Below are 25,203 nucleotides of genomic sequence, written 5' to 3'. Positions count from 1 at the left end.
CTGAAAGTAAGCAATGAAAACAGGATTTTGTGCCGGAACTGAAAACATACTTCCGGCTTGCCAGCGGCTGTGAAATATTTTGCCTGCAGGCTTCTTACAATACTTTCGCGTATGGGTAAAAAAGTATAATAATGAAAGGAACAGCAATAGAAGTGGTGAAAGGCGACATTACCATACAAAAAGTAGATGCTGTAGTGAATGCGGCAAACAGCAGTTTGCTGGGTGGCGGTGGCGTAGATGGCGCTATCCACAGGGCAGGAGGCCCGGCAATACTTGCAGCATGTAAAGAAATCAGGGCGCGGCAAGGCGGCTGTCCAGCCGGGGAAGCCGTAATCACAACCGGTGGCAATCTGCCGGCAAAGTACGTTATTCATACGGTTGGGCCGGTGTGGCATGGTGGCCGCGAGGGCGAGCCAGAACTGCTGGCCAGCTGCTACCGCAACAGCCTGCGTATTGCTTCAGAGCAGCAACTGCAAAGTATAGCTTTCCCCAACATCAGCACGGGCGTATACGGCTATCCGAAACAGAAAGCGGCTGAGGTGGCGTTGCAGGCGGTAAATTCATACTTGCAGGAGCGCGAAACAAGTATAAAGCAGGTTGTGTTTGTCTGTTTTGATGAGGAGAATTACCGGCTATACAGGACTATCCTGCATAAGTGAATCTTGGCAGGTATACTTTATAGGGACAGATCGCGACCTGTCCGCGCGGGTGCTGACAATAAGCAATCAGCAGGCAACAACCAGCAATTAATTCTTATCTTTGTTATCCGCTATTGTTTTTGCTCATGTCGCTGATACCCAAAGAAACCGTTGACCAGGTAATTGCCCAGGCTGATATCACGGAGGTGGTGGGCGACTTTGTGTCTTTGAAGAAAAAGGGACAGAACATGTGGGCTTGCTGCCCCTTCCACCACGAGAAATCGCCTTCCTTTTCTGTTTCGCCGGCCAAAGGCATTTACAAGTGTTTTGGCTGCGGCAAGGCGGGCAATGCAGTGCAGTTTATCATGGATGTGGAGGGCACCGGCTTTCCGGAGGCTATCAGGTACCTGGCCCGCAAGTATGGCATCGAGATTCCGGAAGAGGAACAAACCCCCGAACTGGCCCGGGAGCAAAGTGAGCGCGACAGCCTCTTTATCGTTTCTGATTTTGCCAACAAGCACTTTCAGCACAACCTGCATGCACACGAACAGGGAAGTATAGGGCAGTCATACCTGAAGCAGCGGGGTCTGAGCAGCGCCACCATCCGCAAGTATGAACTGGGCTACAGCCTGGATGCATGGGCTGACCTGACCGATACGGCCCTGAAAGCAGGTTATCAGCAGAAGTACCTGGAAGCAGCCGGCCTTACGGTCGTAAAGGAAGACGGCAAGCGCTACGATCGTTTCCGAGGCCGTGTCATGTTCCCGATTCATAATATTTCGGGCCGCGTGGTGGGTTTTGGTGCGAGAACGCTGAAGCCTAACGACAAGAAAAGCCCCAAGTACCTCAACTCGCCAGAGTCGGACATTTACCACAAGAGCAATGTGCTGTATGGTTTGTTTCAGGCGAAGCAGGCCATGCGCATGCAGGACATGTGCTACCTGGTGGAAGGCTACCTGGATGTGCTCTCGCTGCACCAGGGCGGGGTGGAAAACGTGGTAGCTTCGTCGGGTACCTCGCTTACCGAAGGCCAGATCAAGCTTATCTCGCGTTATACCCAGAACATTGCGGTGCTTTACGATGGCGATGCTGCAGGTATCAAAGCCTCGCTGCGCGGCATCGACCTGATCCTGGAAAACGGGCTGAACGTGGATGTAATCACGTTTCCGGAAGGAGAAGATCCTGATTCATACATTCAAAAGGTAGGCGATACCGCCTTCAAAGCTTACATCAAAGAAAAATCGCAGGATTTTATCTCCTTTAAAACCAGCTTGTTTGCCGAAGAGGCCAAAGGCAACCCGGTGAAAAAGGCAGAGGCGATAAAGGAAGTAGTGGCCTCTATTGCTAAAATTCCGGATGCCATTAAGCGGACGGTTTTCTTCCGCAGTTGCAGTCTGATTTTTGATATCGACGAGCAGGTGCTCATCTCGGAGTACAATAAAATGCACCTGGAGGGGCGGCAGCAGCAAAGGTCCGGCGGAACGGCCTCATTCCATGAGATGCCTGTTGCTGCCCCCCAACCTGAAAAGCCTGCTTCTGATGCCGACATACTGGCGCGTTATGAGCGGGAGATTGTGCGGATGCTGCTCAATTACCCTGATAACATACTGGAAGAAGGCATTACTACCTGCCAGTATATGTCGGAGCAACTGGAAGATGTGGAATTCAGAACACCGCTTTATGCACGCCTGCTGGAGCTGGTTAAAGAAAAACTCTGCACCGGCGTGCTGCCCACAGCCGAAGATTTTATCAATTATCCGGACCAGGAAATACGCACTGCAGCCACCAACCTGCTCTCGGAGCAGCATGAGCTAAGCCACAACTGGGAAACCCATCATATTTTTGTGCCACGCGAAACTGATTTGCTGCCCTATGGCGCTGAACGGGCGGTGCTGCGGCTGAAGTGGCGCAACGTAGAACTGCTGCTGAAAGGAGAAATAGAGAAGCTGCGCCTGGTAACAGACCCGCAGGAGCAGGACAGGCAGTTAGGCAATATTATGATGCTGAAATCCCTGCACAGCCAACTGGGCGATATGCTCGGCATTGTGGTAAATAAGTAAATCTTTATCTTTTCTTTCATTTTTCGGGAGCCATACCTAGGTAGGAGAGGAAACTTATGCCTAAACTGAGAGGCTTCTGCTGGTGCGAGCTTGCAGCTCGTACCTTTATACATCTACAGGGAAAAAGTACGAGCTACAAGCTCGCACCAGCAGAGTTTTTCTATTTACGGCAGTTCCTTTGTTTAGTAAAGTATCAATACCAGCACTGCATCTTTGAATTCACATATCTTCAAATTTTCAAATCTCACCTCATCTTCAACTAAATGCTTGCTAAAAGTGTTATTCAAATAAAAACAGGATTGCGGTGTAAAAGCTTTAATTTTGTGCCGCTTTAGAAAAGAACAACAGCCTGCTGCCGGCGCTTAGGTGCGGAGCAGGAATCAAATAAGAAAAGTATGGAAAGCAATACAACGGAGGCATTAAGGCCTTTAGACACCATCGCATCTGCCATCGAAGATATACGCCAGGGCAAAGTGGTGATTGTGGTAGATGACGATGATCGTGAAAATGAGGGCGATTTTATTTGCGCTGCCGAGAAAATAACGCCGGAAATAGTAAACTTTATGGCAACGCACGGCCGTGGCCTGATTTGCGTACCCCTGACTGAAGAGCGCTGTGACGAGCTGGGACTGGAGCTGATGGTGGGCCGCAACACGGCACTGCACGGCACCCCGTTCACGGTATCAGTAGATTTAATCGGGCATGGCTGCACCACAGGTATCTCCGCTTCCGATCGGGCCAAAACTATTCAGGCGCTGGTAAACCCCAATACTGATCCCCAATCGTTGGGCAAGCCGGGGCATATTTTTCCGCTGAAATCCAAGAAAGAAGGCGTGCTGCGCCGCACAGGCCACACCGAGGCAGCTGTAGATCTGGCCTTGCTGGCCGGACTGGCGCCTGCCGGTGTGCTGGTTGAGATTATGAACGAAGACGGAAGTATGGCGCGCCTGCCGGATCTGATAAAAGTAGCAGAGCGGTTCGACCTGAAGCTGATCTCCATTAAAGATCTGATTGCGTACCGTTTGCAGAAGGAAAGCCTGATAGATCGCGAAATAGTGGTACAACTGCCAACCGACTTCGGTACGTTCGATTTATATGCTTTTACACAGCGCAGCAACGGCGCCCAGCACCTCGCCCTGGTAAAAGGCACCTGGGAGGAAGGCGAACCTGTACTGGTGCGTGTGCATTCGTCCTGCGTAACGGGCGATATTTTCGGGTCGTGCCGCTGCGATTGCGGCCCGCAACTGCACGAAGCCATGCGCATGGTGGAGGAAGCCGGCAAAGGCGTTATCGTATACATGAACCAGGAAGGGCGCGGCATCGGGCTGCTTAACAAGCTAAAAGCTTACAAGCTGCAGGAGCAGGGCCGCGACACGGTAGAGGCAAACTTAGAACTGGGCTTTGGGATGGATGAAAGGGATTATGGCGTAGGAGCTCAGATTCTGCGTGATTTGGGTGTAACCAAAATGAAACTTATCTCCAATAATCCGAAAAAACGCTCCGGGCTGATGGGCTATGGGCTGGAAGTGGTAGCGTGTGTGCCGATTGAGATAAAGCCTAACGAGCACAACCAAAAGTACCTGACCACCAAACGCGACAAGTTGGGCCATGAAATCCTGAAATCCGCTACTTTGAATAAATAGAAGCCAGCTGTAAAACAGGAATCTATACTTGCTTATTCCTGATAACTCACGGCATGCTGTTTTATACTTAAGAAACCCTGCACCGGATAACAGATTTCCGGTGCAGGGTTTCTTTATTTTTGTGCTTCATTCAGGTAATATCCGGAATAAGCGGCATCAGCCAGGTATATTATACTTGCTGTTATTACTCTGCAAGAACTCACCCGGAATAAGATACCAAGTCACCTACATATACTTCCATTGGGTTAAACCCGGCAGGTTTTAAAACCTGCCAGGTTTACTTTAATTCTGGTTTAGGCATCCCTTTCTATAAAAGGTTGTAAATACCAGAAGGTGTAAAATATCTTTATAAGCATCTTTTATACTTCAGCTTAATACTTAGCCGGCTCTCCTTTTTTGGGCAGAGAGGCGCGGATAAAATCGCGGATATCTTCATTGCCCGTTTTTAGATCTTCGGTGCGGAGGTACATCATGTGGCCGCTGCGGTAGCCTTTCCAACTCAGCCGGTCTTGCAGCCTGCCGCTCGGGTCCATCTGCCATATGCTATACTTGGCGTTAAAGTAATCGCAGGCGCCGTCGTAGTAGCCGGATTGTATCATCACGTGCAGGTAGGGGTTCTGGGCCATGGCCTGTCGCAGGTTTTCGCCGGTCTGGTCGTTGCTGTTATCCCAGGGATGCACGGGGCCGAACATATTATACTTCACGTCGGTTTTATACCTGAGCTCGTCGCGCAGGTAAATATTAATGGCAGGTGTAAAGGCATGCAGCCAGGCAGTAAGTTCGGCGTTGAAATCCGGCCTCACGCCGGCATCTTCGCGGTCTATGCCTTTGTAGCGGGAGTCGAGGCGGCCAACCGTAAAGCCCTCGTCGCGCAGCAGTTCCTTCCAGAAAAAGCTGGTAGGTACATCCAGGTTGTGCTGTAGTATCACTTCTTCGGAGAGGCCCGAATAGCGCGCCATCTGTGCGGCAATCTGTTTCTTTTGGTCCTCCTCCAGGAAACCGCCTTTCACGATGGCCGGAATCAGCTTATCTATGGTAAATGCTTCTACCTCGGGTAACACCGCTGTCAGGTCTTTCTGTTGCAGATCCTGGGGTAGCTTTTTATGGTACCAGGCGGTAGCGGCATAGTAGGGCAGGCGCAGGGCTGCATCCACGGGGCCGCTCCTGTCTATACCCAAATCCGTAGGCGACACTAATATAACGCCGTTCAGGTACATCCACTGGGCATCCTGCAGTGCCAGCGCCAGCCCTGATACGCGCGTAGTGCCATAACTTTCGCCAATCAGGTACTTGGGTGAAGCCCAGCGGCCTTTGCGCGTTACAAACGTATTCAGCCATTCGGCCAGGTACTCGATATCGGCATTTACGCCAAAAAAATTTTTACGTGCTTTTTCCTGATCCAGTGTATCGGCTGCTCTTGAATAAGCTGTATTGACCGGGTTCACATACACGATATCGGCTATGTCGAGAATGGAATACGGGTTTTCTTTGATGCCGTAGGGCTGTATCGGGTAGCCTTCGTCATCAATGTTGAGCAGGCGCGGGCCGGTGTAGGCAATGTGCATCCAGACCGAAGCGGAACCCGGGCCGCCGTTAAAGGAGATAACCAGTGGACGGGCGGCACGATCTTTTACATCAGAGCGCTCATAGTAAGTATAAAACAAACCGGCGATAGGCTTGCCGTCTTCGTCCCAGACAGGCTGTGTGCCTGTGGTGGCCACATAGGGTACCCGCTGCCCTTTAATGGTAACTTCATGTTTGGTGATAACTGTGGAATCGAAGGGGATGGCACGGCGCTGTGCTGCCAGCGGAAGAACCACCAGCATAAGCAGCAGCGCCAGTACTGTGAGTTTTCTCATGTTTAAAGTATAAGTATGGTTGATGTTGCATGAAGCGGCCACGATGTTGCTGCCAGCCTATTAGTTTACAATGTATAAAAAACAAGTTTATACTGCACCATACGTTCGTTGATGTTCCTGACCAGGCATCGGTATGATATTCTGTTTACTTACTTGTTTTTGCCAAATTGGCGCCCAGCGGTGTTTTTGCTGCCTTTCTCGAACTGAATTGCGCTGAAGTTAAAGCCGCCTTTCCCGGCTCGCACCCGCAGTATGGTCGGCCCTTTATAGAGTTGCACAGTAGCTACCTGTACCGGCTCCCAGTTTACAGGACCGCCGGTATTTGGCACGGCTACAGGTGGCGCCACGGGCTTTCCGTTCAGGAGCAGCGCAACACGGCCTTTATCATTATCTGAAGCTACCTTAAGCAATATTTTATACTTTCCTTTATGGGCCACCTGCACCGTATATTGCAGCCATTCGCCATCTTCGATGCTGCTCACGTAAAAGTCCCTTTCGTCCAGGTTCACCGCTATATCTACGCCGTCGTTGCGGTACACATGGCCTTTGTTCCAGGAGGTGCGCTCGCCGCCGGTAGAGATATAGTAGTTGGCCGTGTCTTTGTCGAAGTAGGCATAGCGGTTGCGGCCCAGGTCATAGTCTACGGCCTGTATGTCTGCGCCGGCAAATACATCGTGCGGCACAAAAGGCTCTGTAGCCGCCGAATGCACCTGCCGGAACATCGCATCAATCACGTCTTTGTGGTAAATACAGTTTTCGAGCCTGGTGTTTTCTGCTAACTGCATCAGGGCGGTGTATGCTTCGTCAGCGGTTGGTTTCGGGCCTTTGCCTTCCCAGTAATTCAATAACTGCTGATAACCGGGGTTAACTTTTATTTCCAGTGGATTGTTGAAGCCCAGCTTTTTGAGGGGCCACCAGCTCCAGCCAATGTGGTTGTTTTCCAGCAGATAAATGGCATCGCGGAACCACAGGTTTGAGTTTTCGCCTGTTTCGCCCAGCCACACTGGCATATTATACTTGGCCCGGGCATCCAGTATATTTTTGATGGAAGCCTGGTCGTTGTAGTTCCAGTATTTGTGAAAGCTGAGCACCATGTTATCGTCCCAGGATGGCAGCACGCCGCTGTAGTTGTTGCCCCAGCAATTGCCCTCTATCACAATGATATGCTTCTTGTCTACTTCGCGGATGGCCTGGGTAATATCCACCATCAGCTTTTTGAGCGGAGCATTCAGCTTTTCATTGCAGCCGTTTTTGTCATTTTTGTTTGTGAAGCCCCAGTTCGGTTCGTTGATGATGTCGTAGCCGCCAATCCAGGGCTCGTCTTTGTAACGCTCGGCCAGTTTTCGCCACAGGGCAATGGTTTTCTGCTGGTTGGCCTCGCTCTCCCACAACGACGGCTTGGCCGGATCACGGTCCGAAATGTTGAGGTCGTTGCCTTGTCCGCCAGGGGCGGCGTGCAGGTCCAGGATGAGGTACATATTATTCGCTTTGCACCAGGCCAGCAGGCTGTCGGTTAAGGCAAAGCCTTTTTCGAGCCAGGTATTTTTCCCTTTTACCGGCTCCTGATCTACGGGCAAAGTGTACAGGTTGTAGTGTATCGGCAGCCGGATGGAATTAAAGCCCCAGGCAGCCAGCGAATCTACATCAATTTTGCGCATGTGGTTGGCCAGCCAGGCATCATAGAATTCCTGTGTCCGCCCGGGGCCTACCAGTTCCTCTATTTTTGCCCTGATTTGGTGTTGTGTGCCGGCCACGCCGCCGGTGCGCAACATGTAGCCTTCCTGCAGCATCCAGCCACTCAGGCCCATGCCCCGAAGTATAACTTCCTCGCCCTTACCGTTTACAATCTTTTGCCCGTCGGCTTTCAGGTAGCCCTGGCTGTAAGCTTTTAAGGCGCTCATCAAAAGGAGCAGCGCAAGCAGGATACTTCGTACAGGTAAAAGGTTTTTCATGTTGTTTTAGAGAATGCTTGTTCCGGCTGAAATTCCGGGTTCAGCCTAATTTACTAAAGTATAGCAAAATTGCCTCAGAATATTTCCTGCAAATCCGAAAAGCTGTCTATACTTGCTACATCTGCTTCTACCTGGCCAAAACCATAGCGGGCAAAAATAAAGGGCAGACCGGCTTTCTGGCTGGCATCGTAATCGCCTTTGGTATCGCCTATGTATATAGCAGATTGCAGCCCGTTGTCTTTTACCACTGCTTTGATGTTATCGGCCTTGGGTTTGCCGGCAGCGCCGTAGCAGGCGTGACCGTCGAAATAACGCTGTAGTTGATGGTAGTGCAGGAAAATCTCGATATAGCCATCCTGGCAGTTGCTTACAATAAAGAGTTTATACTTGCCATGCAGGTAGCGCAGTGTTTCTTCCAGCTTGTCGTACAACTGGCCGCCTTCTGCTTCCAGGAAATCGATCTCGGCTTTCGCACACTTTTCCATCAATTCGGCCCGCTGCTCGTTGCTTAGGTCGGGGAACAACTTCCGGTATACTTCGTCGTGGGGCAGGCCGGCCAGGCTGCTGATGTCATCGGCAGTAATTTTATGCGTATAGCCGGCTTCTTTTGTAGCGGTCTGTACTCCTTTTGCAACTACTGCGGAGGCATTCCAGAGGGTGCCATCCAGGTCGAATATAAGGCTGTCGGTATTTTCAAACATTTGTTGGTTCGGTTTTAATTAAAATGACGTTCGTAGCAGAATACAGGATGTTTTCTTTAATTCTGTATTAAATGATGAGGCAAAAGTAAGGGAACATTTATTACAACCTGTTATCCTGCAAGTATAAATCCCGCGCTTGTTGCGGCGATTTTGTGCGTTGCCCGCTAATCATATAAAGATCTTTTCAGGATAACAGAATTGGGAAGACAAAGAATTTACATGTTCTCCAGCAGTTCCCGCAGTTTCTGCGCATCGGTTACGGCATGGCCCAGAATGGTGTTGTTAAAGTATACCCATACTTCTTTGTCCGCCAGCAGCCAGTCGTGAATCATAAAGGCATAGCGCTCCAGTTGCTCTTCCGAATAGGCTGCCGCATACATCTTCTCATCGCCGTGCAGGCGCAGGTATACGGTGTCGGTGGTGGTAGTTTCGAGTTTGGGAAAACGTTTGCCCGCGCTCGAAATCACCCAACTGATGTCATACTCGCGCAGCAGATCCTGGGCCTGATCCGTAAACCATGACTTGTGCCGCGCCTCCAGCGCAAAAACAGGCGCCAGGTATTTTTCGCGCAACATCCGGAAGAAGGGAGCTGCCACCCCAAAGTCGAAGTGCAGGCTGCCGGGCAGTTGCACCAGTACCGGCCCCAACCGTTCGCCCATTGCCAGAAAGCGGCTCATAAATTTCTCTAGTGGCTCTTCCGCATCTACCAGGCGGCGTTTATGTGTTACTTCCTGGTGCAGCTTGGCGGCAAACCGAAAAGATGCAGGTGTGGTAGCAAGCCATTTTTCGATGGTTTTGAGCATCGTGAAATGGTAAAAGCTCCTGTTCAGTTCGGTGGTGTTGAAGCGGGTAGCATAATAGCTTAAAAAATCCGCCGATTTCATATCTTCGGGATAGAGGATGCCCTGCCAGCGATAACTCCAGCCGGAAGTGCCGATGTATAGTTTTTCTGTAGATGCCATAGTTTAAGCCATACGGAAACCGGCGGCAATAGTAATTTACAGGAGATTTCTTTTATTTGCATCAGCTGTTCTCTATATTCCGGTGAGGCAGTATACATCAGCAGCTACCGGGGCCTTGCCTCCTAATCCTATACATGTGGCAGTAATTCTCGAAACAAACAGCTTGACCAAAAAGTACGGCTCCCTGCTGGCGCTGAACCAGCTCAGCGTGCAGGTGCAGCAGGGCAGCATCTATGGCTTGCTGGGCCCCAATGGAAGTGGCAAAACTACCACGCTGGGTATGGCGCTGGATGTTATCAAGCCCACTTCCGGTAGTTTCAGCTGGTTTGGGCAGCCCGTGAGCCGCAGCACCAAGCGGCGTATTGGGGCGCTGCTCGAAACCCCAAACTTCTACCCATACCTCACCGCCCAACGCAACCTGGAAGTAGCAGCCGAAATAAAAGGTGCGCCGCCTTCCCAGATAAGCCGCGTGCTGCATTTGGTAGGACTGGAACAGCGAAAGAATTCCGCCTTTAAGGGCTTTTCGCTGGGTATGAAACAGCGGCTGGCGCTGGCCTCCGCCATGCTCAACGACCCGGAAGTGCTGGTGCTGGATGAACCCACCAATGGCCTGGACCCGGAAGGCATTGCCGAAGTGCGGGAAATTATACTGCGCATTGCCGCCGAGGGCAAAACAATTATACTGGCCAGCCACCTGTTGGATGAGGTAGAGAAAGTATGCACGCATGTGGCGGTACTTCAACGTGGCGTACTGAAAGCTGAAGGGCCTGTAGGCGCGATACTCTCAGCCAAAGACAGCATCGTCATCAGCGCTGCCAATCAGCAAAAAGCTTTGGACGTGTTGGCGCAGCTGCCGTTTATTGCCTCGTATCATCCTGAAAAAGAAAACATAGTGCTTACGCTGCAGGATGGTTTTAACAGCGCTGATGTAAACCAGGCCATGTTTGCGGCAGGCATTGTGCTCACGCAACTGGTCGTACGGCGCAAAAGCCTGGAAGCGCAGTTTCTGGAGATTATTAAACAGCCATCCTGATGAATTTACTCCGAATCGAACTTAAGAAGATAGTGCCCTACTATACTTTCTGGATTATCCTGGCTGTGTATGCAGGGTTGCTGGTGCTGGTGATGATGGCAGCCAGCAATATTTCCATCAACGGCGGCCAGCTCGGCACACAGGTATACCAGTTCCCAAAATTGTGGCAGTTGCTTACTTATATTGCGAGCTTTTTTAACCTGCTGCTCGGCATACTGGTGATTGTGCTGGTAACGGACGAGTACAGCTACCGCACGCTGCGCCAGCAGGTAATAGACGGCATGTCGCGGTTGGAGCTGGTGCTGGCAAAGTTTTACGTGATTCTGGGTATCGGCGCAGTTACAACGCTTTTCTTGCTGCTGGTGGGGCTATACTTTGGTTTCCGCTACAGCACCGACACCGGTACAGATGCCATTCTGGGGCAGATAGATCACCTTTCTTACTTTTTTTTGCAGGCGGTGGGCTACATGACGCTGGCGATGCTGTGCGGCTTTCTGGTGAAGCGCAGCGGCATGTCCATTATCGTTTTTATACTGTATGCGCAGGTGCTGGAACCTATACTTCAGTTTAGCTTAAGTGATGTCATTGATCAGTATCTGCCTATCAAGGTATTTAAAAGCCTGACGCCCATGCCGGGGCAGGAACTACTGGACCAGATGACCACGCCTACGGAACTGCTTACACCTGCCTGGGCCACACTGCCCGCGCTTTGCTATATCGGCTTGTTTCTGCTGCTGGCCTACTATAGCCTGAAATTGCGGGATCTGTAACGTATACCGTCTGTATAAATAGAGAAGGCATTGGCTCAAGGAGCTTCCAAAACACCGACGCGGATAAGTATAAAAAGCACCTGCCTGGCGGATAAAGCTATATGGCCAGATCCGCGAGGCAGGTGCTACTTAATTACTTGGTAATATAGCCAAACAAACCATGTTCCTCATCATCTGGTCCTGCGGCAAAGTAAAGCCGGTTGGGGTCGATGTTTGTTGCTGTACCAGGTACAAACGAAATTGCCCATAAACCCTCAATCGTGATAGGACCGTCCTGGTCGTTGATTTGCCCGATAAATTCCCCGTCCATCGCATAAGCATTGATACGTCCATCCCCGAAATTCCCAACCAGGATGGCGCCATCGGAATTTCCAATAAAACCTGCAGGAGCTTTGGCGATGCCCCAAGGTGCATTCAGTTGTCCTTTGGAAGCAAACCGCTTTAACAGATGACCATCAGGGTTAAAGACACTAACATAGCCCTGGCCGGCTCCTGCTTCGTCTCTGCCATTTGCGCCCACTTTGGCATAAAGCACATACAATTCGTTGTCTATGTTCTGGATGTTGAAAGGAGCATAGCCTGCGGGAAGGTTGGAGTCAGTGAACGGCTTGTCTGTTACCGGGGCAAAGTTTGCGTCAAAGACATCAATTTTTCCGGACCTGAAATTGGCTGCATACAGAAAACTTGCGCCGCCAGCGGTGGCAGACGCCAGGCCAGTGTAAGCTGCCGTGGCAGAGTTGTCCACTACTACTACAGCCTCGTTGCCGGTGTTCCAGCCGGTGATAACGCCATCTACGCCATCAAATATAAACCGCGCCGGGTCGCCATTGGGAAGCTTAAAATCTGTAGAGCCATTAAAAATAATACCGGTGATAGGGCTGGGGGATGATCCATCGGCTGAAGGAACAGCCACCGCCGGCCTTAGTTCGTTACCGTCTTTGTCGTAAACGAAGCTAAGCCCTGTGCCTGCGGCATTTACCCAGGCGATTCCGGTAGGGCTGAAGGCAATGCCCCAGGCATTTACCAGTTTCGGGTCAACTCTGGCGGCATCATACTCCTCGCTTGTGTTGGCCACCAGGTTTACCTGCTTGTAATCCTTCAGGACTTTCGGGTCATCAGAGAAAAAGTCATCAATTTGGTCACAACCTGTGCTTATCAAAGTCAAAGGAAGTATAAGCGAAAGAATGGCAGCCCTGGCCAGGCGGGGGCTAAGCGCGTGATAATAGATTCTTTTCATAGGATTGATAGTTTAAATTAATTAAAACTGATTAAGTATGTCTGAAACCTGCAGTAGTGAACGGACTTCTTTTCTAACTAATGAACCCTCCTTTCCAATCTTTAAATATGTCAGAACAAAAACAGGTGCCTTAAAAGCCTGCAAGGGGCAAACGGGGGTATGTAATCGGGCGCTTCGGCGTTAAGGGGTGTCGGCCTTGGCTGATATAGGAGAACTAAAGGGCAATGTATTTAACTGCCTGCTTGTACAAAGTCTCTGCCGGGTAAAATGCAGCAGTGGCTAAAAAGAAACTGCGCTAAAGCCAGCCTCTTTTTAGCCACCACGAACAAAAATCAGGATCAGTTGCCTGGGGTTGTAAATTTTATTCCGGAGAATGTCGAAGCCTTTTAATGGTGGAGGGGCGAACGACTGAGATTACTTTTAAAGTATAAATGCCACCTGGAAAGGTGGCATTTATACTTTAAAGTGGCAGCTCCATGTCCTGCATCAGCCTGGCAACTGGATACAGCATGTGCGTGGGCTCGTAATGCGGGGAATGGCGGTATACAAAGTCGAGTTGGGCACGCGGATCTTTGGCAAAGCCGGCATCCGCTTTTTTCTTTTCCTCCAGTTGCTTCCGCAGGGCCGGATTCTGCTTCAGTATCTCTGCTGCCAAATCCTCAAACACATAACTCGAATAATATTCCTTCTGCATCAGGATAGAGTCGAAGAAGTTCCAGTTAAAGTAGGAATCGGTGGCCTGGGGCTCCAGCACTTCTACCACAAAGCGGTTTGTGGGCTGGTTGAGGTATACCACGTAGTCGCCTTTAAAAAAATGGCGCGGCATGTGCTCCGTGCGCAACTGCACATCCGAGTGTAAATAATGGCCTTCGTAAGCGCGCGGTACGGTTTTATAGTCGGTAATATAATAGCTGTCGAGGGCGATGGTGGTGTCTTTGGTCAGTTGTTTTAGCTCTACTTTGTCTTGTTTCAGGCGGTCAATTACCTCGTGCCATGCCTGCGGCACAATGTAAGCTACCGGTTTCTGTACCGTTACAGTCGGCACAAACTCATCGTAGTAGTCAATCATTTTACTATAGGGCGACTTGCGGTCGTAGTACAGGCGCTCGGCGCCGCTCACCTCGCTTGGCTTATACTTTGCCTCGTAGCCCAGAAACGGAATCTGCTTTACCTGCGTCGTGTCCAGCTTCCAGCCCAGCGGAAACTGCTGCTGCACCAGTGTCTGCTGATTAGCTTTTGCCCGCGCTTCGCCAATCTCGTCGGCATCGCGGTGTATGGTTTCAATCATATTCTCCATCAGCTTATAGGTAGCATCCACACGCTGGTTAAACGGCTTGAGCATGTGCGTTTCGGGCACAAAACCGATGGTGTTGTACAATGTAGTATAGCCCGTGTCGTAGCGCGGCGATTCCATAAACCCAATGATGCCGTTGTCCGGGGTTTCGTCTTTGGTGTTCATGTAAGGCACCATCGGGTATTTGTCCTGCTTCATTCCTTCGTAAAGTGCGGGCAGCATTTTGCCGGTGGTATACGTGGCCAGCGTCGGGTTCATTTTGTTGTGCTGTGTCGGGATGAGCGTCATTACGTGCTGGTAATCGGCGCCGTTGGAAGTATGATTGTCCATAAACACATCCGGGTTCCACTCCCTGAAAATGTCATGAAAAGTCTGGGCGTTGCGGGAATCTGTTTTGATATAATCGCGGTTCAGATCCAGGTTGCGGGCATTGCCCCTGAAGCCGTAGCTTTCCGGCCCGTTCTGGTTGGTGCGGGTATGGCTGTTCCGGTTCAGGGCCCCGCCGATGTTGTACACCGGTATGATGATCAGTACCACGTTGTCGAGCTGTTTGCGTAGCTTTTTGTTTTGCAGATAATCACGAGCCAGCATCATAGTGGCGTCTATCCCTTCCGGCTCGCCCGGGTGGATGCCGTTCTGGATAAGCAGGATGCGCTTGTTTTTCCGATGAATAGATGCGGGATCAAAATCCTTGTCCGTAGATACAATCACCAGGTGTAGCGGGCGGCCTGCGTCCGTCATGCCATAGGGCACCATTTTCACCTCGTCGTAAGCCGCATCAAATTTCTGGTACCAGTCAATGGCTTCGGCGTAGGTGGCTGTCTGGTTGCCATTGCCTTTTTCAAAAGGCGTTTTCAGATCGGGTTTAGCAGGCCCGGCCGTAACGAGCAGCGCGGAGAGAAGTAGCGTGGTGAACATAGTATGGGATTGTATCAGGCAAGCAGGCTGTAAGAACGCAAAACATCGTCTGCACCTTTGATTTTATGATTAAAGCGATTTTACTGATAGATGGTAAAATGATACGAAGCATGTTGCAGGCGCTTTGCTGCTGTTTCAGCAGTATCTCAAATCATACCATCCAGCTTCAATGAAAGGTTCAGGCGGCAGCAACTAAACTATAAAGGTACTTCGGTCTTTCTTTTTAGGGAATATAACCGCATCGAGGCTATACTTGCCGGGACCGATCAAGAGCAGCGAACAGAAAAGTACCGCAGCCTCCAAAGCGTGCGAATAGCCGCCAAAATCATCTCCCCGCGAAATATGGCTGGTAATGGCTATCAGCATGGTGCATAGCAGTAGTACGCAGAAGGGCCGGAAAAACAAACCCAGCAGCAGCATCAGTCCACCTACGGCCTCGGCAAAACCGGCCATAAATCCCCAGAAAACGGGTGCAAACCCTATCCCCAGAAATTGCATGCTTTGGCCAATCTGCGCCCAGCTCTCCGGGCCGCCCGCCAGTTTGGGCCAGCCATGCAGGATAAATGCAATGCCGACTCCCAATCGTAGCAGCAAAAGGCCCGTGTCTCGGTACCTGTAACGGGAACGAAGTATACTCATGGAAACAATTATAGGTATTTATACTTAGTATTGCAAAACCTCAATAGATCAGCATACCTTTTACCTGCGTATTGGCAGGTACATCGGTAGGTTTAAGTTGCGCTAATTTTTCTCGGGGCAGCTGGCTCACGTCAAGTATAAACGACAAGCCTGCCTCCTCCGACACAGCCACAAAATTGCCTTCGCCCATACCTAAGTACGTAATCGGGTACGCCTGCTGTACTTCGCCATACTTGGAGCCGATGCCAATGCCAGCCATAGTTTTATACCTGGCATTGTGCACCGAAATGCGCCACACGCGGCAGGCCGGCTCGCAGGTTTGCTCTACCAGAATGCCCTTTTGTTCGTTTTGCGGATGCAGCAGGTAGGCTGTTGCCTGTGTTCCTTCCTGCGTCAGGGTGGTGTCGGCGATGGCGATTCCTTTGGCTACCCGGCTGCGCATATCTTCTATCGGCATGCCGATGCGGACATTGCCTACGCGCCCTTTCGCTATTACAAAGCTGGCAAGATTGGGTACAGGCACCGCTTCCTCGGCAACAGCTTCGGCGGGCGCTGTTTCCTGCACTTCTGTTTGTGGCGTATCCGTATCGGTTTGCGACAGGCAGGCGGCCATACTTACCCCAAGCAGAATCGCAAAAAGTATATGCTTTACTATGGATGTTCTTTTTTTCATGGTTGTTATTTTGGCTTTACACCTTGCTATGTAGGCGCAGGTTGTAGTATATTAGCACGAAAAGCCGAAGCTTTTATTTTGCTGTAGGTATAACGGCACAGCTGGTAATACATCAGGTAAAAGGCTTCTCCGCTTTCTAAATATTAGTAATCAGGTATTTATACTTGCCTGCTGATGTTTAAATTATATGGATAATTTTGTCCGCTGCATTACATCAACAAAAAATAATAATGGCAAAACCATTGATCCTGGTCTCTAATGACGATGGTATTACAGCACCCGGCATCCGGATACTGGTAGAAGTGGCAATGAAAGTAGGGGAGGTGGTAGTCGTGGCACCTGACAGCCCGCAGTCGGGTATGGGGCATGCCATTACGATTGGCAACACGCTGCGGCTGGATAAATCTATCGCGCTGGACGACCTGGATGTGGAGGCTTACGAGTGCTCCGGCACGCCCGCCGACTGTGTAAAGCTGGCCAAGCACCACGTCCTGAAAGACCGGCGGCCGGATTTGGTGGTGAGCGGCATCAACCATGGATCAAACTCCAGCATCAGCGTGCTCTATTCCGGTACCATGTCGGCGGCCATCGAGGCGGCCATCGAGGGCCTGCCTGCCATTGGCTTTTCGCTCTGCGACTATGGCCACGGAGCTGATTTCTCGCATATACCTGAATTTGTGGAGCAGATTATCCGCCAGGCCATTGCGCACCAGATACCGCAGAACATTGCTTTAAACGTAAACTTCCCAAAGAGGAGCGAGGAGCCAATCAAAGGCATTAAAATCTGCCGGCAGGCGCAGGCCAAGTGGCAGGAGGAGTTTGATGAGCGCCTGGACCCGCACAACCGCAAATACTACTGGATGACCGGCAGCTTCATGAATTACGACAAGGGGGAGGATACCGATGAGTGGGCCCTGGTAAACAACTACGTTTCTATTGTGCCCTGCCAGTATGATATGACCGCGCATCACGCCATCGGCAGGCTGAACAACGACTGGGAATTTTAGAGAGGCCGCTTTATTTTCTTCTGGGCAGTTTGTTTCATCCTGGCTGCTGCCTGGTAAAGCTGCTTTATGATGTATGACGAAAAGTATGGCGATGAATTGCCTGATATCACAGCAGGCAATTCCTTCAAAAGCTTTTGACATACAACGGCCCTGCCTGCGATATTCGGAAAGAAGACTTTATGGCGGCAGTGTTTCAGGCTCTAAGCTTCAGTAAAAGATGGTTGGCTGGTGGCATACGGCGCTTCTGATCCGCATTATTTTATCAGCATGAACATTGATGAGGTGGTTGTGGGGAAATTTACCTGCCTGCTAACATCATCAGCTTAAATATTGCCTGTTAGAAATAAAGCAGGAAGAAGTTTCTTCGCCTCAGCGTACCAGGCATGTAGTGGCATGCAACAAAAGCGGCAGCGCGGTGTATCGCAATTGCCGCTATAACCATAGGTACCTTCCAATCTGTAATATCCCTGTCCGGCTTGCCAGCGCCTGCGCTACAAATTTTATCATTTCTGTCCAATACGGCGCTGCTGCTGCTCTATACCTGAGGATAGGTATAGCCGGCGCAACATGCTGCGTTTTTGCCAGCTATTGTACGGCTTTATTTTTCCCAAAGTATCAACACTTATAGCTTTGCCGTGGGACAACACGCAAAATTCCTGTTTTGGATGCTAACCGGAAGCTGGAAAAGCGCAGGACAGCTATGAGAAGATTTGAGATGATAATGTACTGACTGTAGTAGTTCGGTTTAAAGGTGAAATCTTAAGCTTTTCACTGCTTATGGAAGATTAACTTAAATAAATTTACAGAAATGATAATTCATACCTTGAGAAAAGGAAGACTAACGTGCGCAAGCTTTGTGCTTGCTATAACTCTGCTCTGCTCCTGCCAGCAGGAAGGCAATAGCAGCAAGTCCTTTACAGTAACAAATAACCTGGCTATAGACCGCAACGCGGAGACCGTGAGCGTGCCTGTGCATGAGATAGAAGCTTTGGTAAAAGAGTATGGTGCTGAAAACTTACTGATCAGGGACGAGGAAACAGACAGCCTGCTCGTGACACAGGCACTGGATAGTGATGCGAACGGTACGGTTGATGAAATTCTTTTCCAGACAGACATTGCAGCAAAGGCCGAAAAAAAGTTTGCCATAACAGGCGCCAAAGATGGCGCAGCAAAGCAGCCGAAAAGCAAACTGACAACTTACTCGCGTTTTGTGCCGGAGCGTACGGACGACTATACCTGGGAAAACGATCGGGTAGCTTTTCGTACCTACGGTCCTGTGGCGCAGAAAATGGCAGAGGAGGGCAAAAGCGGCGGCACCCTTACCAGCGGCATGGATGCCTGGTTAAAGCGGGTTAACTACCCAATCATTAATAAGTGGTATAAGGGCTACAAAGACGACCCGTATTATTATCATAAAGACCGCGGCGAAGGCTATGATCCTTATCATGTGGGTAAGAGCAGGGGCATTGGCGGTATTGGCGTGCTAGAAGAGGATACGCTGTATGTATCTAAAAACTTTACCAAGTATAAAACTATTGCAGAAGGGCCCATCCGAACAGTTTTTGAGCTTACGTATGCGCCATGGCAGGCAAACGGACGCACTATAACTGAAAAAAAGCGTATCAGTCTCGATTTGGGCAGCAATCTTACGCGTTTCGAGGAACATCTTGAGACCAATCAGCCCCTGCCAAATGTAACTATAGGCATCACGCTGCACGACAAGAAAGGGGAGGTGAAAGCTAAGCCGGAGCAGGGTTGGTTCCGCTATTGGGAGCCTATGGATGACTCTAGCCTTGGTACAGGCATTGTGCTTGCCCCTGGTGTTGTAGAGGATTACAAAGATTACCGTGTGGACACAGAAGACCAGAGTCATCTCTATGTCATCACAAATCCGGATAACAACACCCTGACCTACTATGCCGGCTTTGGCTGGGAAAAGAGTGGACAGTTCAAATCAAAGGAAGCGTGGGATCTGTATCTGGCTGACTTTGCAAAACGGATAGCTACACCTTTAGAGGTCAGGTTCTGAAAATCAACAAAGCATGCATATACCGGTTATAAGCAGGAGGTAAAAACAGGGATTCGCCACCACGTTACGGTTTCAAAATCGTAATATCGTAGGAGTAGCATGCAGTCGGGCAAAATGATCTTAGTTTAAGAAAAGTATAACTTCACGTTAATGAGCAAACAGCCACAGTACACGATAAAGGACATAGCAACTGAGATGGGAGTGTCTGTGTCTACTGTTTCGAGGGCGTTGAGCGACCATCCACACATAAGCGAGGAGACAAAGGGGAGGGTGCGGGAGCTAGCGGAGAAGTATGACTACAGGCATAACGCCCTGGCCGCCAGCCTGCGCAACAGCAGGTCTAACACTATCGGGCTGATCCTGCCACGGCTGTCACAGTATTTCCCATCCACGGTAGCCACTGCCATACAGAACAAGTTGCATGAGTATGGATACAACCTCATGATCTGTCAGTCAAACGACTCCCCGGCGCTGGAGAAGGAGCTGGTAAATGTGCTGTATGCTTCAAGGGTGGAGGGGCTTATTGTTTCTTCTACCTTGTATACCTCAGATTTTTCTCATTTCGACATCTTCGCGAAAAGCAAAATACCCCTGGTCTTCTACGACAGATTTCCTAAAAATTATGAAGCGCATAAAGTGCAGGGGGATGATTATACCGGCGGATACCAGAACACGCTGCACCTGCTGCAGCAAGGCTGCCGCAGGATAGCGCATATCAGCGGCCCTTTGACCTGTAACATTTACGAGGACAGATATAATGGATACCTGGATGCGCTGAAAAAGTATGAGGTGCCATTAAACGAAGGAATAGTTTTTTTTCATGAGCTTACAAGGGAAAATGCCCTGAAAACGTGTGAGGTTATTTTTTCCGGCTCCTCCTTGCCCGACGCCATTTTTGCCTGCAACGATACCACGGCGATAGCAGTGCTGGAATATGCCAGAAAGCATCACATCCGCATACCACAAGATGTGATGCTAACGGGCTACTCCAATGATCCCCGCTCGGAGATTACTGAGCCTGCAGTAACTTCTGTAGAGCAGTTTCCTTACGAAGTAGGCGACCAGGCGGCCACCCTGATGATGAACCTGCTCCGGCACAAGATAAAGCAGGAAGACAACTATGTTTCCATAACTACCCCGGTTGAGTTAATCAGAAGGGCCTCCAGCGGCACGGCCGAAACAAAAGTAGTTCCCGACGACAAAGCCGTATCACCAGGAAGGCAGATAAAAGCGGTGAGCTGAAGGTGCGTTTGGTAGCTGCTGTTGCAGGATAATCATTTTTGAAAAAATGTCGGATATTTTTGGTGTCAATAAAACATTTTATACTTTTAGAAATAATACAATCAGAGAATCAACATTTTCTGATTGAAAAGTAAGCACTCATCTGTTGAGTTATCATAGAACACCCGGGAATGCTTCACAAGACCAGACAGCATGTATAAAGAAGGAACTGAGCGCAAATTTTTTTCCAGCTACATGCAAACGTTTGCAGGCTTTTTATTCTTTATGTATGCAAACGTTTGCATGCTGTTGTGAACAGACTCTCAGGATTGCTGCATACGCATAGGGAAAAGTATACGGTACGTGCTAAGTGCCGCTGAAACAAAGCAGAACCCCGGTTATAATGATATGGACAACTGCCAGGTAACTAAATTAAGATAAATAAAAGACGCGAAGATGATATTACAGCAATTCGACCTTACAGGAAAGACAGCATGGGTAACGGGAGGCACGCATGGCTTGGGCATGGCCATGGCGAAGGCGCTTGGAGAGGCAGGCGCAACCGTTGTGGTGAACGGGAACTCCTCTCAGGAAAAAGTAAATCAGGCTGTGAAAGCCTATGAAGATCTGGGCATCAAGGCATATGGGTTTATGTGCAATGTAACGGATCAGGAGCAGGTAAGAAGTGAGGCAGGCAGGATAGAACGGGAGATTGGCCCGGTAGATATTCTGGTGAACAATGCAGGCATTATCAAGCGCACCCCTTTGGTGGAGATGGAACTGGCAGACTGGCAGGAAGTGATAGACGTGGACCTGACTTCCCCTTTTATCGTGTCGCAGGCAGTGGTGAAAGGGATGATTGCACGCAGGCAAGGCAAAATTATCAATGTTTGCTCCATGATGAGTGAGTTAGGGCGCCAGAATGTAGGCGCTTATGCCGCAGCCAAAGGAGGCCTTAAAATGCTGACAAAAAACATGGCAACGGAGTGGGCAAAATACAACATCCAGGTAAACGGCATCGGGCCAGGTTATTTTGCCACCAGCCAGACAGCGCCTCTGCGCGTAGCGGGCAATGCCTTTCATGAATTTATTCTCGACAGAACACCGGCAGGCAAATGGGGTGATCCGGATGAGCTGGGAGGTGCCACTGTGTTTCTGGCATCCAGGGCTAGTGATTTTGTGAATGGCCAGATACTGTATGTGGACGGGGGTATACTGGCTACTATCGGTAAACCACACGGAGAAGGATAAATACAAAGCTCCTATAGAGGAGAATAGCTAAAAAATTTGCCGTACCAGTTAAGTGTTATAACAACATTTTAGAGTGTGATTTAAGGTTTCGATCGATTCATAAAAGCAGACAGTGAAATGAGAGTAGCAGCCCAGGCAGAAAACGAAGCAAAAGTAGCCGCAAATAACACCGGGAGCGAGGCAGAAAGAGAATTGTGGAAGCTGTTCCAGTCGGGCGATCAGGATGCTTTTGCTTCTCTTTACAAAAACTACGTGCAGGTAATCTACAACTATTGCAGAAAATTCACCGCAGACGAAGTGCTGATTGAAGATTGCATCCATAGCCTTTTCCTGGATATATGGAAGAATAAGGAAAACCTGTCGCTGCCTGCCTCTGTCCGCTTCTACTTGTATGCGTCGGTGAAGAGACGGCTTTACAAAGAGCTTTCAAAAAGAAAGGATATGCTGTTTGCGGACGATTCCTCTCTGGAGGCGGCCCTGAAAGAAACCGGCGCCACTGCCGAGGAGCAACTCATTAGCAAGCAGGCAAAAGCGCAACAAGAGGACTATCTGAAGCAGGGGCTACATATGCTTTCCGAAAACCAGCGACAAGCCATACTCCTGAAGTTTTACAAGAACCTTTCCTTCCAGGAGATATCCGGTGTCATGAACATGAGCACGGACAATATCTACAAGCTTGTCAGCAGGGGACTGGCAATTCTTAAGAGAAATGTTAAAAACCTGCACGTGACGCAATAAGGCCTTTAACCTGGCAAAATTCTATCAGAGATAGAATGGGTTAAGTATATATTCCCGGAGATAGTATCGTGTTTCATGGAAATAAACCCGGAAGGGGTGTCCAAACAGCAACCAAAGTGTCTCTTTGGTTGTAGGAAACATGAAAGTATGAGGTAAGCCGGAAATGAATAACCTAAAATACAAACACTATTCATCGGAAGAGTTTTCAGAGGACAAAGATTTCTGGTCCTGGGTTCTTAAAGAAGGCACGGTTCAAGACGCATTCTGGGAAAATTTTATCAGAGAGAATCCGGATAAAGCGGAGGTAATTGCGCGTGCAAAAAAGATAGTGTTGGAGTTAAATGCTGAAGAGTTTAAGATGCAGAACAAGCAAACAGAGGCGCTTTGGGAAAGAATACAAAAATCGGTAGAAGCTACTAAAACTGCAGAACGTTGCCTACCGGATTCCTGCAGGTGAAAAATTAATAAACTATCAGTACCTTGCCATTAAACAAACAGTTATACGTGCGCAGCATTATCACATATGATTCACTTGATCTAACAGATGAAAAATAAATGGGTACTGCTGTTTCTGGTAAGTATGCTGGCTTGTAGCAGGAGACAGGTTCCCTACTTTCCCACAGCGGTACCACCTTCAGCACCGGAAGGATTTAACCTGGTTTGGCATGACGAATTTGACAAGGATGGCAAGCCGGATGAAACTGATTGGTCGTATGAACGGGGATTCAGGCGAAACCAGGAACTGCAATGGTACCAGCCGGAGAACGCCAGTATCCGGGACGGGGTGTTGGTGATAGCGGGAAAGCGGGAGAAGGTGAAGAACGAGTTTTTTGACTCCTCCAGTAAAGACTGGAGAAAGAATACGGAATATGCCGGATATACTTCTGCCAGTATCAACACCAGTGGCAAACAGGCATTCTTGTATGGTATCATAGAAGTCAGAGCCAGGATAGATACGGCCATGGGCTTATGGCCGGCCATCTGGACATTGGGCGAATCGAGAGCATGGCCAGCCAATGGAGAGGTGGACATCATGGAGTACTACCGCGTAGAAGGGCAACCCACCATCCTGGCGAATGCCGCCTGGGCACATGAAAGCAAAAGGGCTGCCTGGGATGAGCACAAGGTTTCTCTTTCTCACTTCCTGAAGAAGGACCCTGATTGGCCGGAAAAGTTTCATGTCTGGAAAATGGATTGGACAGCCGGTTACATCCGGTTGTACCTGGATGATGAACTGCTGAACGAGGTGGATCTGAGCCAGATACACAACCCGGACGGTTTTAACCCCTTTCACCAGCCACATTATGTGCTGCTGAATCTTGCTATTGGCGCGAATGGCGGCGACCCTTCCACTACAGACTTTCCCAGGAAATATGAAGTAGATTACGTGAGGGTATATCAACGAAAGTAAATAGCAGGGATGCCGTATGGAAGACCCTGAAAGCAAGTAGTTCAGAACCGCGGAGATACAGATAGTCTGTTAATCGCCTGTTGTGAATACTGTATGCTTCTCTTTCCGGCGGCTTGATGATTATCTAATTCTATGGGTTGACTGATTCTGCTATCCGGTCGGCTATAGTGTCTGTAGCAATAATTAAAATGAGAAACTCATGATCCCAGCGCTCAAAATCGGATTCCGAAGGTATTTACATGTTGTTTTGTTGGCTGTCATTTTGCTGCCTGTTATGTCCTGTTCATCCGGTTACACGGGCAAGGAGAAGCGGCAGGAAAGTGAGTGGCAGACGCTTTTTAATGGCAAAGACATTGATGACTGGATTGTGAAAATTCACCATCATGCAGTTGGCGATAACTATGCCCAGACCTTCCGCGTGCAGGATGGTGTGCTGCAGGTAAACTATGACGGGTATAAAACATTTGACGAACGCTATGGGCACTTGTTTTACAAAGAACCTTTTTCCTCTTACCACCTCGTCTGGGAGTATCGGTTTACAGACCAGTGGCTGAAGGATGCGCCTGATTATACGTATAGAAACAGTGGCATTATGTTTCATTCCCAAGACCCGAAGACGATTCTGAAAGAGCAGGATTGGCCTATTTCCGTTGAGTTTCAACTGCTGGCAGGTATGGGAGATGGCAAACCCCGCCCGACAGGCAATATGTGCTCTCCGGGAACGGAGGTGTTTTATAAGGGGGAAATGGATCCCCGGCACTGCATTGATTCTTCTTCAGACACGTATGCGTGGAATCAGTGGGTAAAGGGAGAACTTATCGTGTACGGTGACTCTCTGGTGACCCACATTATCAATGGAGACACTGTGTTACAATACACACATCCACAAATCGGGGGAGGAGTAGCCAATAACTATGATCCGGCCATAAAGCAGGATGGCAAACGCCTGACTCAAGGGTATATAGCCCTCCAGAGTGAGGGGCAGGGAATAGAGTTCCGGAATATAAAAATCAAAAAACTGGATTAAGCCAGCCTGTTTCCGATATACAAAAGCCATACTGCCTCATGTTCGCATGCAGCCCCGGATAATGATTAAACCGGCCGGAGTAAAACCTCAGTTTTGCTGTGCTTCAGGTGTTTACCGGTATTCCGGCAAAATAAGAATAC

Annotated in this window: 21 protein-coding genes; 13 read left to right on the top strand and 8 right to left on the bottom strand. The window is 49.5% G+C overall.

Annotation, left to right across the window (positions count from 1 at the left end):
• The first annotated feature begins 131 nt into the window (after window positions 1-131).
• The 3 genes from I2I11_RS12440 (at window position 132) to I2I11_RS12430 (ending at window position 4,341) form a co-directional block, all read left to right on the top strand.
• Window positions 132-659: an O-acetyl-ADP-ribose deacetylase gene (locus I2I11_RS12440; protein ID WP_196268022.1), complete on the top strand. Its 528-nt coding sequence runs from the start codon at window positions 132-134 to the stop codon at window positions 657-659.
• A gap of 125 nt (window positions 660-784) precedes the next feature.
• The gene (gene dnaG / locus I2I11_RS12435) at window positions 785-2,698 is read left to right on the top strand and encodes a DNA primase (protein WP_196268021.1); all 1,914 of its coding nucleotides are present in this window, start codon (window positions 785-787) and stop codon (window positions 2,696-2,698) included.
• A gap of 395 nt (window positions 2,699-3,093) precedes the next feature.
• Window positions 3,094-4,341 carry a bifunctional 3,4-dihydroxy-2-butanone-4-phosphate synthase/GTP cyclohydrolase II gene (locus I2I11_RS12430; protein ID WP_196268020.1) on the top strand — a complete coding sequence of 416 codons (1,248 nt, stop codon included), beginning with the start codon at window positions 3,094-3,096 and terminating at the stop codon, window positions 4,339-4,341.
• A gap of 371 nt (window positions 4,342-4,712) precedes the next feature.
• Here I2I11_RS12430 and I2I11_RS12425 read toward each other — a convergent pair whose 3' ends face one another.
• The 4 genes from I2I11_RS12425 to I2I11_RS12410 form a co-directional block, all read right to left on the bottom strand.
• Window positions 4,713-6,200 (bottom strand): S10 family peptidase, encoded by a 1,488-nt coding sequence (locus I2I11_RS12425; protein WP_196268019.1) that lies wholly within the window; start codon window positions 6,198-6,200, stop codon window positions 4,713-4,715.
• A gap of 149 nt (window positions 6,201-6,349) precedes the next feature.
• Window positions 6,350-8,152, bottom strand: a complete 1,803-nt coding sequence (locus I2I11_RS12420; protein ID WP_196268018.1) for a cellulase family glycosylhydrolase — start codon at window positions 8,150-8,152, stop codon at window positions 6,350-6,352.
• A 74-nt stretch (window positions 8,153-8,226) separates the two neighbouring features.
• Window positions 8,227-8,853, bottom strand: coding sequence for an HAD family hydrolase (locus I2I11_RS12415; RefSeq protein ID WP_196268017.1), 627 nt, complete (start codon window positions 8,851-8,853; stop codon window positions 8,227-8,229).
• A gap of 215 nt (window positions 8,854-9,068) precedes the next feature.
• Window positions 9,069-9,815, bottom strand: coding sequence for a DUF72 domain-containing protein (locus I2I11_RS12410; RefSeq protein ID WP_196268016.1), 747 nt, complete (start codon window positions 9,813-9,815; stop codon window positions 9,069-9,071).
• 163 nt (window positions 9,816-9,978) lie between these two features.
• Between I2I11_RS12410 and I2I11_RS12405 the strand changes: the two genes are divergently transcribed.
• The gene (locus I2I11_RS12405) at window positions 9,979-10,848 is read left to right on the top strand and encodes an ABC transporter ATP-binding protein (protein ID WP_230680208.1); all 870 of its coding nucleotides are present in this window, start codon (window positions 9,979-9,981) and stop codon (window positions 10,846-10,848) included.
• Complete coding sequence (locus tag I2I11_RS12400) at window positions 10,848-11,618, top strand: ABC transporter permease (protein ID WP_196268014.1); 771 nt, start codon at window positions 10,848-10,850, stop codon at window positions 11,616-11,618. Before I2I11_RS12405 ends, I2I11_RS12400 begins: the two co-directional genes overlap by 1 nt.
• Before the next feature lie 133 nt (window positions 11,619-11,751).
• Here the strand turns inward: I2I11_RS12400 and I2I11_RS12395 are convergent, their stop codons facing one another.
• From I2I11_RS12395 to I2I11_RS12380, 4 genes are all read right to left on the bottom strand, one after another.
• The gene (locus I2I11_RS12395) at window positions 11,752-12,855 is read right to left on the bottom strand and encodes a TIGR03118 family protein (RefSeq protein ID WP_196268013.1); all 1,104 of its coding nucleotides are present in this window, start codon (window positions 12,853-12,855) and stop codon (window positions 11,752-11,754) included.
• 460 nt (window positions 12,856-13,315) lie between these two features.
• Window positions 13,316-15,067: a M14 family metallopeptidase gene (locus I2I11_RS12390; protein ID WP_196268012.1), complete on the bottom strand. Its 1,752-nt coding sequence runs from the start codon at window positions 15,065-15,067 to the stop codon at window positions 13,316-13,318.
• Window positions 15,068-15,259: 192 nt separating this feature from the next.
• On the bottom strand, window positions 15,260-15,706 hold the full coding sequence (locus I2I11_RS12385) for a DoxX family protein (protein WP_196268011.1): 447 nt from the start codon (window positions 15,704-15,706) through the stop codon (window positions 15,260-15,262).
• 40 nt (window positions 15,707-15,746) lie between these two features.
• A complete protein-coding gene (locus I2I11_RS12380; RefSeq protein ID WP_230680205.1) occupies window positions 15,747-16,379 on the bottom strand; it encodes a mechanosensitive ion channel protein MscS in 633 nt (210 codons plus the stop codon).
• A gap of 230 nt (window positions 16,380-16,609) precedes the next feature.
• Here I2I11_RS12380 and surE point away from each other — a divergent pair, with 230 nt between their 5' ends.
• The 8 genes from surE (at window position 16,610) to I2I11_RS12340 (ending at window position 25,063) form a co-directional block, all read left to right on the top strand.
• Complete coding sequence (gene surE / locus I2I11_RS12375) at window positions 16,610-17,386, top strand: 5'/3'-nucleotidase SurE (protein ID WP_196268010.1); 777 nt, start codon at window positions 16,610-16,612, stop codon at window positions 17,384-17,386.
• An 856-nt stretch (window positions 17,387-18,242) separates the two neighbouring features.
• Complete coding sequence (locus tag I2I11_RS12370; RefSeq protein ID WP_196268009.1) at window positions 18,243-19,415, top strand: DUF4861 domain-containing protein; 1,173 nt, start codon at window positions 18,243-18,245, stop codon at window positions 19,413-19,415.
• A 150-nt stretch (window positions 19,416-19,565) separates the two neighbouring features.
• The gene (locus I2I11_RS12365; protein WP_196268008.1) at window positions 19,566-20,657 is read left to right on the top strand and encodes a LacI family DNA-binding transcriptional regulator; all 1,092 of its coding nucleotides are present in this window, start codon (window positions 19,566-19,568) and stop codon (window positions 20,655-20,657) included.
• A gap of 438 nt (window positions 20,658-21,095) precedes the next feature.
• Complete coding sequence (locus I2I11_RS12360; protein WP_425474770.1) at window positions 21,096-21,887, top strand: gluconate 5-dehydrogenase; 792 nt, start codon at window positions 21,096-21,098, stop codon at window positions 21,885-21,887.
• Between the two features lie 117 nt (window positions 21,888-22,004).
• Complete coding sequence (locus I2I11_RS12355) at window positions 22,005-22,625, top strand: RNA polymerase sigma factor (protein ID WP_196268006.1); 621 nt, start codon at window positions 22,005-22,007, stop codon at window positions 22,623-22,625.
• A 163-nt stretch (window positions 22,626-22,788) separates the two neighbouring features.
• The gene (locus I2I11_RS12350; protein ID WP_196268005.1) at window positions 22,789-23,082 is read left to right on the top strand and encodes a hypothetical protein; all 294 of its coding nucleotides are present in this window, start codon (window positions 22,789-22,791) and stop codon (window positions 23,080-23,082) included.
• 87 nt (window positions 23,083-23,169) lie between these two features.
• Window positions 23,170-24,036, top strand: coding sequence for a glycoside hydrolase family 16 protein (locus tag I2I11_RS12345; RefSeq protein WP_196268004.1), 867 nt, complete (start codon window positions 23,170-23,172; stop codon window positions 24,034-24,036).
• 274 nt (window positions 24,037-24,310) lie between these two features.
• Complete coding sequence (locus tag I2I11_RS12340; protein ID WP_230680199.1) at window positions 24,311-25,063, top strand: 3-keto-disaccharide hydrolase; 753 nt, start codon at window positions 24,311-24,313, stop codon at window positions 25,061-25,063.
• Window positions 25,064-25,203 lie beyond the last annotated feature (140 nt).

Source organism: Pontibacter rufus (genome assembly GCF_015694705.1).
Taxonomy (GTDB): Bacteria; Bacteroidota; Bacteroidia; order Cytophagales; family Hymenobacteraceae; genus Pontibacter; species Pontibacter rufus.
The sequence above is the reverse complement of the archived record's forward strand: the minus strand, read 5'-3'. Positions and strand labels throughout refer to the sequence as shown.

What these genes read in the sequence shown, in the direction of transcription:
- I2I11_RS12385 (WP_196268011.1), bottom strand. Translation starts at nt 15,706, where the DNA reads ATGAGTATACTTCGTTCCCGTTACAGGTACCGAGACACGGGCCTTTTG.
- I2I11_RS12425 (WP_196268019.1), bottom strand. Translation starts at nt 6,200, where the DNA reads ATGAGAAAACTCACAGTACTGGCGCTGCTGCTTATGCTGGTGGTTCTT.
- I2I11_RS12395 (WP_196268013.1), bottom strand. Translation starts at nt 12,855, where the DNA reads ATGAAAAGAATCTATTATCACGCGCTTAGCCCCCGCCTGGCCAGGGCT.
- I2I11_RS12430 (WP_196268020.1), top strand. Translation starts at nt 3,094, where the DNA reads ATGGAAAGCAATACAACGGAGGCATTAAGGCCTTTAGACACCATCGCA.
- I2I11_RS12345 (WP_196268004.1), top strand. Translation starts at nt 23,170, where the DNA reads ATGAAAAATAAATGGGTACTGCTGTTTCTGGTAAGTATGCTGGCTTGT.
- dnaG (WP_196268021.1), top strand. Translation starts at nt 785, where the DNA reads ATGTCGCTGATACCCAAAGAAACCGTTGACCAGGTAATTGCCCAGGCT.
- I2I11_RS12440 (WP_196268022.1), top strand. Translation starts at nt 132, where the DNA reads ATGAAAGGAACAGCAATAGAAGTGGTGAAAGGCGACATTACCATACAA.
- surE (WP_196268010.1), top strand. Translation starts at nt 16,610, where the DNA reads ATGGCAAAACCATTGATCCTGGTCTCTAATGACGATGGTATTACAGCA.
- I2I11_RS12350 (WP_196268005.1), top strand. Translation starts at nt 22,789, where the DNA reads ATGAATAACCTAAAATACAAACACTATTCATCGGAAGAGTTTTCAGAG.
- I2I11_RS12390 (WP_196268012.1), bottom strand. Translation starts at nt 15,067, where the DNA reads ATGTTCACCACGCTACTTCTCTCCGCGCTGCTCGTTACGGCCGGGCCT.
- I2I11_RS12410 (WP_196268016.1), bottom strand. Translation starts at nt 9,815, where the DNA reads ATGGCATCTACAGAAAAACTATACATCGGCACTTCCGGCTGGAGTTAT.
- I2I11_RS12415 (WP_196268017.1), bottom strand. Translation starts at nt 8,853, where the DNA reads ATGTTTGAAAATACCGACAGCCTTATATTCGACCTGGATGGCACCCTC.
- I2I11_RS12380 (WP_230680205.1), bottom strand. Translation starts at nt 16,379, where the DNA reads ATGAAAAAAAGAACATCCATAGTAAAGCATATACTTTTTGCGATTCTG.
- I2I11_RS12340 (WP_230680199.1), top strand. Translation starts at nt 24,311, where the DNA reads ATGTCCTGTTCATCCGGTTACACGGGCAAGGAGAAGCGGCAGGAAAGT.
- I2I11_RS12420 (WP_196268018.1), bottom strand. Translation starts at nt 8,152, where the DNA reads ATGAAAAACCTTTTACCTGTACGAAGTATCCTGCTTGCGCTGCTCCTT.
- I2I11_RS12355 (WP_196268006.1), top strand. Translation starts at nt 22,005, where the DNA reads ATGAGAGTAGCAGCCCAGGCAGAAAACGAAGCAAAAGTAGCCGCAAAT.
- I2I11_RS12365 (WP_196268008.1), top strand. Translation starts at nt 19,566, where the DNA reads ATGAGCAAACAGCCACAGTACACGATAAAGGACATAGCAACTGAGATG.
- I2I11_RS12400 (WP_196268014.1), top strand. Translation starts at nt 10,848, where the DNA reads ATGAATTTACTCCGAATCGAACTTAAGAAGATAGTGCCCTACTATACT.